Raw genomic sequence first — 6,486 nt, forward strand, 5'->3', positions numbered from 1 at the left:
GAACCAGAACCAGAACCAGAACCAGAACCAGAACCAGAACCAGAACCAGAACCAGAACCAGAACCAGAACCAGAACCAGAACCAGAACCAGAACCAGAACCAGAACCACTACCTAATCCAAAACCGGAATTAACGCCAACCCCCAATCCGGATGCAAAACCGGGTCTGCAGCCTAATCCAATCAATAAACCGAATAATAGTGGTGGACCGATTCATTTAGAGAATAAGCCATCGTTAAATGATTCATCTGAGTTGGAAAGGTTGATCAAAAGATTAATTAAATTGATGGATCGCTATGCCAAATTGCTGGAGCAGCAACAAACTGCCCAGAAAAATAAGCATCAGCATAAGCATTCTCCAATAAAACACAAGCAACATAAGGTAAACAAGCATCACAAACGACACAAGAAGACTGTGAAAGCAAAAAGGCATCATCGAGGAAAGAAGCGAAGTACCAGGCATTACACCCATAAACGGGTTTCAAAGCGAATTCATCACGTGGGTGCAACACGTTTAATATTATTTAATCATGTTCGAATCTGAGACTTCTGTCATTCACGCGAATAATGCCTATTCCATAAATTCACTGGAATAGGCATTATTTACGTTGAATTCTGGAATTTATCGAGTTTTGTCACACACTCTACATATGATAGAATAATAGCCGAACGAAAATGTTAGGAGTATATGATGAATGATATGCAGCATAAAAAGATTGATTTTTCGCGGATCAATGCAGTGGTACAAGGAATTCTAATTGGATTAATTGCAGGTGTAATCGTGAGTCTATTCCGCTTACTGATCAGCCATGGCCTACTACTGGTACAATGGTTTTTCCGTCAAGCTAATCATAATCTTTGGTTACTTAGTATTTGGCTGATTATTAGCGTAGTGTTGACCTTAATCATTGGTCGCTGGCTAAAGGAAACACCAGAAATTAAGGGTTCTGGTATTCCTCAGGTTGAAGGTCAATTGATGGGTGAAGTTGAGTATAAGTGGTGGCCCGTGCTATGGAAAAAGTTTGTTGGTGGTGTATTGGCCATTGGCAGTGGTTTGTTTCTTGGTCGTGAAGGGCCGTCAATTCAGTTGGGAGCAACCGTTGGGCAAGGTTTTGCTGCTACTCGAAAAATTTCAGGCAATAAGCGGCGAATTTTAATTGCTAGCGGGGCAGCAGCAGGCCTCTCTGCTGCTTTTAATGCCCCCATTGCTAGTTCGTTATTTATCTTGGAGGAAGTTTATCATAATTTTTCGACAATGGTTTGGATTACAGCGCTTGCCAGCGCAATTGCTGCCAACTTTGTCTCGACTTTCTTTTTTGGATTAACGCCTGTTCTACATATTGATTATGTGCACGCATTACCATTAGCACAGTATGGCTGGTTAATTGTACTGGGTGTGTTATTAGGTCTTTTTGGTCGGCTTTATCAACTTGTAGTTTTGAGGGTAGGATCTTGGTATCATAAATTAAAGTGGTTGCCGGATGAATATAATAGTTTGATTGCTTTTATTTTGCTGATTCCAGTTGGCCTATTCTTGCCACAGATTTTAGGTGGCGGCAATCAGCTGATTATTTCAATTGGGGGTAGTGCACCTGGTATAGTGGTTTTGTTAATCGTTTTTGTTGTTAGGTTCGTCTATTCAATGATTGCTTATGGAACAGGACTGCCCGGCGGTATTTTTCTACCTATCTTAACGTTAGGTGCAGTGTTAGGTGCGTTATTCGGTCAAGTCCTTGTGGCATGGCATCTGGCTAGTCCTAACTTAGTGCCTATTTTTACGATTACTGCCATGGCTGGCTATTTTGCCGGTATTAGTAAAGCGCCGTTTACCTCGATTTTGCTGATCACTGAAATGGTGGGAACGCTACATCATTTAATGCCTTTAGCAGTTGTTTCATTACTCGCCTATTTGACGGTTGATGTACTGGGCGGAACTCCCGTATATGCTGCTATGCTTGAAAGTTCATTGCAAAAGGCTCACCATGGTTCTTCACTACCAGTAACGCAGTTGGAATTCCCAGTCTTTGAGAATGCTATTATGGATGGGAAACAAATTCGTGATATTGACTGGCCGGACGGTACTTTGTTAGTTGAAATCAAACGTGGTGAGAGGGTTATCGTTCCACACGGTGATACAGTGATTCATTTGGGGGATACATTGTTATTAAATGTCCCGCAAAAAACACTTTCCAATATTCGGCAAAGAATGAAGCATCTTACGGGGGAATAGCCAGTTCTCACATGTCTACAACCATAATTTAAGCCATAGGGTAGTAATCTATCAATTTTTATGATAAATTGTATAGAGGTATTGTCGGAGACAAAGTAGCAATAGGAGGCAATTTCTTGTATAATCTACTATTAACATTACTGATGATCGATAGTGTACTTATTATAATTGCGGTGTTAATGCAGCCCGCTAAGCAAGACGATGCAATGTCTGCCTTAAGTGGTGGCGGTACAGATTTATTTTCCCATCAAAAGGCTCGGGGCTTTGAAGCATTCATGCAAAAAGCAACTGTCGTTTTGGGAGTTATCTTCTTTGCGCTGGCGTTAGCATTAGCCTATCTTTCTTCACACTAGCAATAGATCCTCCTGTGATGACCACAGGGGGATTTTTGACTTTTTTACACTGATGGAGGTGAATGGATAATGATTCAGTTACCTAAACCTTTCTTCTTTGAAGGCGGTTCACAAGCAGTGATTCTTTTACACGCCTACGCTAGTAACTCCAACGATGTACGGCTGATTGGTCACTTCCTTCAAAAACAAGGGTATACAGTACTGGGGCCGATGTTTACTGGTCATGGCACGGGTGAGCCAACTGATATTTTGACTAAAGGTTCACCTGACGCTTGGTGGCATGATACACAGCAGGCAATTCAATTTTTGAGGGACAGAAAATACGAGAAGATTTGTATTTTCGGCTTGTCGCTGGGTGGTATTTTTGCTATGCGCGCTTTGGAAGAAGATGCGACACTATTGGGTGGCGGATCATTTAGTTCACCAATCATCACTTCACAGAAGAATCATCTTACGCCAGAGTTTATTCGGTTAGCCCAAGCAACCTATAAGTACATGAAGCTCGATGATGAAACGCAGCAACAACGATTAAACTGGCTGACGGTTCATTTACCGGTGCAGCTGACACAAATTAATCAGTTTGCGGGTATGGTTGCTGGTGATTTAAATAAAATCTCACAGGCAACTTTTGTGGCTCAAGGTGGTCAAGACGAATTGATTGATTCACAAAAAGTGTATGAATTAAAAGATGCGCTAATTAATAGTCAGGTCAATTTTCACTATTACCAAGATGCGGGACACGTGATTACGGTAAATAAAGCCCATCATCAACTAGAACAGGATTTAACAGCATACTTAAAACAGATTTTTAACTAAGCACAACAAATTAAAATTAATGAGGAATAAATCGTGGAAGATAATAATTTAAAGCAACAGATTACGGATTTACTTCGAGCAAATCCCACAAAACGGTTCCGGGTAGAGGATGTTTCCGATGCTCTTGGTTATCATGGATCAGCGGCCTTTAAGCTGATTGTTCAAGAGTTTGCACGTCTGGAACGTGAACAAATCGCCGTGGTTACAAGTGAAGGCGAATTTCAATTGAACGAAAAGGCGCGGACGCTTAATGGGGTCTTTCATGCCAATGATAAGGGTTTTGGGTTCGTTGCGTACGATGACGAATTACCTGATGCCTATATTGCACCGGATAATACGATGCTGGCGCTAAACGGTGACGAAGTGGATATGGAAATCGTTCGTGCTGCTGACCCGCATTCTGATCGTGGACCAGAAGGCAAGGTCACTGGTATTGACGTGCACCATTATACACACGTGGTAGGAGCTTTTACTCAGACCGATGACGATAAGGGCTACTACGGTCAAGTTCGGCTGACAGACAAAAAATTGTCTCGCTACAAGTTTTATGTGGTAGACACTGGTTTGAAGCCAACCCCTGGTGAAGTAGTTACGGCTGAGATTACCGAATATCCCAATGCTGACCATCCACTAGCAATGGTTGGGATTGCTAAAAAAGTTATTGGTAGTGTGGATGATCCTGGAATCGATATCTTACAGATCGTGTATGCACATGATATCCCATCGGAATTTCCTGAAGACGTTTTGCAGGAAGCTGATGCCATTCCGGATCACGTTACGGAAGCTGAAATGGCTGGTCGCGAAGACATTACGGATCAAGACTTAGTTACAATTGATGGCGAATCATCAAAGGACTTGGATGACGCTGTTACTGTCTGGAAGATGGATAATGGTAATTATCACTTAGGTGTGCACATCGCGGACGTTTCCCACTACGTTAAAGAAGGTTCTCTATTGGACCAAGAAGCTTACAAACGTGGGACCAGTGTCTATTTGACTGATCGGGTAATTCCAATGTTACCTCGACGGTTATCAAACGGCATTTGTTCTCTGAACGAAGGCGTTTTACGGCTATGTATGAGTTGTGAAATGGAAATTGATCCAGAAGGAAATGTCGTTAATCATCGGATTCATCCTAGTGTGATGAAATCAGCTGCACGGATGACTTATACCGATGTTAACAAAATTTTGGAAGCTCACGATGACGCCACTCGCGAACGCTATGAACGCTTGGTGCCAATGTTTGAAACCATGGGCGAACTGCATAAGATTTTATACAAGCAACGTAAGCGTCGTGGTGCCATTGATTTTGATGATCACGAAGCAGAAATTATCGTGGACGAAACGGGTCATGCCATCGATATTAAGCTGCGGGTACGTGGCTTAGCCGAAAAGATGATTGAATCATTCATGCTGGCTGCCAATGAGACTGTTGCTGAACACTATAACAAAGCTAAAGCACCGTTTATCTACCGGGTCCACGAAACACCAGATGGTGAACGTGTGAAGAGTTTCTTCGAATTCTTAACTGCCTTTGGTATCAATGTAAAGGGTGATCCTGATCATTTACGGCCAAAGATGCTCCAAAACGTTTTAAAGTCAGTTGCTGGTAAGCCAGAAGAGGCCGTTGTGTCCGTTATGATGCTGAGAAGTTTAAAGCAGGCTAAGTATACAGACCAGTCTCTAGGTCACTTTGGTCTGGCTGCGAAGTACTATACCCACTTTACGTCACCAATTCGTCGTTATCCCGACACCATGGTTCACCGCTTGATTCACTTCTATGAAGAAAACGGTATTAATTCTAAGAGCAAGGAGCGCTATGCTGATTTGCTTGAGGAAATTGGTGTTCACTCATCAGAAATGGAACGTCGAGCAATCGATGCAGAACGTGATACTGATTCCATGAAGAAAGCCGAATACATGGCTGACCATCTTGGCGAAGAGTTCGATGCAACAGTCAGCTCTGTTATGAAGTTTGGGATGTTCATTGAATTACCTAACACGGTTGAAGGCTTGATTCATATTAGTCGTTTGACGGATGATTACTACGAATACGTTGAGAAGTATTTGGCATTAGTTGGCCGTAAGACTCACCGTACTTATCGGATTGGCCAAGCGGTTAAAGTTAAGGTTGTCAACGTCGATAAAGAACAAAGCCAGATTGACTTTGCGCTAGTTGATCCTTCAGCTGCACCGACATCTGACTTACTACCGAAACGGGAGCACCATTCTAATTATGGTGGTAACCGGAATCATGGCAACGGTCGACCAAATGACCATCACCGTTCTCAAAACGGCGGTAACCATAATCGGAATAACCAAAGTGGCAATCGAAATGGTGGCCGAAATAGTAACGTTCATCATACCCGAAACCAGACCCAATCTGGGAATCGTCAGAACCACAAACCAAGTCATTAAAATTTAAAAGTGAGGTGAGGACTGTTGGCAAAGAAAAAAACACCAACTGACAAAAATGTCATGGCACAAAATAAAAAAGCTCGGCATGATTACACGATCCTCAATACCTATGAAGCTGGTCTCGTTTTAACTGGGACCGAAATTAAATCTATCCGGGCTAAACGTGTTAATTTGACTGACGGGTTTGCTCAGGTACGTAATGGGGAAGCTTGGCTGATGAATATTCATATCAGTGAGTACACTCAGGGAAACCGATTTAACCATGATCCGTTACGTAATCGTAAATTGCTGCTGCACAAGAAAGAAATTGCTAAGTTGCAAGGTGAGACGCAAGATAAAGGGATCACAATTGTTCCCTTACGCATTTACCTTAAAAACGGCGTCGCAAAAGTTTTACTTGGCGTGGCAAAAGGGAAGCACGAGTATGATAAACGTGAGACCCTTAAACGGCGTGAACAAGACCGTCAAATTGCCCGAGTGATGAAACATTATTAAGACACAGTGTGGAACAAATCGGTTAGGTTCCAAAATATAAGCAAAAACGGCTCTTTGACAACTGTTGTTGGTAAATTTATTAAATCAGTTCTAATCACTATTTCGTGATTAGGACTTTTTTAGTCTTAATACGCAAGGTATAAAGTACTCTTGCCCTAAACTTACGGAAGCTTTT

6 protein-coding genes are annotated in these 6,486 nt (G+C 42.2%); all 6 read left to right on the top strand.

The genetic code is table 11. The features are described from left to right. On the top strand, positions 1-543 hold a 543-nt coding region (locus CES82_RS12500; RefSeq protein WP_439959059.1), incomplete at its 5' end, for a hypothetical protein. Positions 544-690: 147 nt separating this feature from the next. After that, positions 691-2,229 carry a ClC family H(+)/Cl(-) exchange transporter gene (locus CES82_RS09195; RefSeq protein ID WP_098825625.1) on the top strand — a complete coding sequence of 513 codons (1,539 nt, stop codon included), beginning with the start codon at positions 691-693 and terminating at the stop codon, positions 2,227-2,229. Between the two features lie 116 nt (positions 2,230-2,345). After that, positions 2,346-2,582, top strand: coding sequence for a preprotein translocase subunit SecG (secG, locus tag CES82_RS09200; RefSeq protein ID WP_089088157.1), 237 nt, complete (start codon positions 2,346-2,348; stop codon positions 2,580-2,582). A 69-nt stretch (positions 2,583-2,651) separates the two neighbouring features. Then, complete coding sequence (locus tag CES82_RS09205) at positions 2,652-3,398, top strand: alpha/beta hydrolase (protein WP_098825627.1); 747 nt, start codon at positions 2,652-2,654, stop codon at positions 3,396-3,398. 33 nt (positions 3,399-3,431) lie between these two features. Further along, positions 3,432-5,816: a ribonuclease R gene (gene rnr, locus CES82_RS09210; protein WP_098825628.1), complete on the top strand. Its 2,385-nt coding sequence runs from the start codon at positions 3,432-3,434 to the stop codon at positions 5,814-5,816. A 24-nt stretch (positions 5,817-5,840) separates the two neighbouring features. Continuing rightward, the gene (smpB, locus tag CES82_RS09215; protein WP_098825630.1) at positions 5,841-6,311 is read left to right on the top strand and encodes an SsrA-binding protein SmpB; all 471 of its coding nucleotides are present in this window, start codon (positions 5,841-5,843) and stop codon (positions 6,309-6,311) included. Positions 6,312-6,486 lie beyond the last annotated feature (175 nt).

Origin of the sequence: Secundilactobacillus silagincola (assembly GCF_002583405.1) — a bacterium.
Lineage (GTDB): Bacteria > Bacillota > Bacilli > Lactobacillales > Lactobacillaceae > Secundilactobacillus > Secundilactobacillus silagincola.

Coding starts and splice junctions, on each gene's coding strand:
- CES82_RS09195 (WP_098825625.1), top strand. CDS start 691: ATGAATGATATGCAGCATAAAAAGATTGATTTTTCGCGGATCAATGCA.
- CES82_RS09205 (WP_098825627.1), top strand. CDS start 2,652: ATGATTCAGTTACCTAAACCTTTCTTCTTTGAAGGCGGTTCACAAGCA.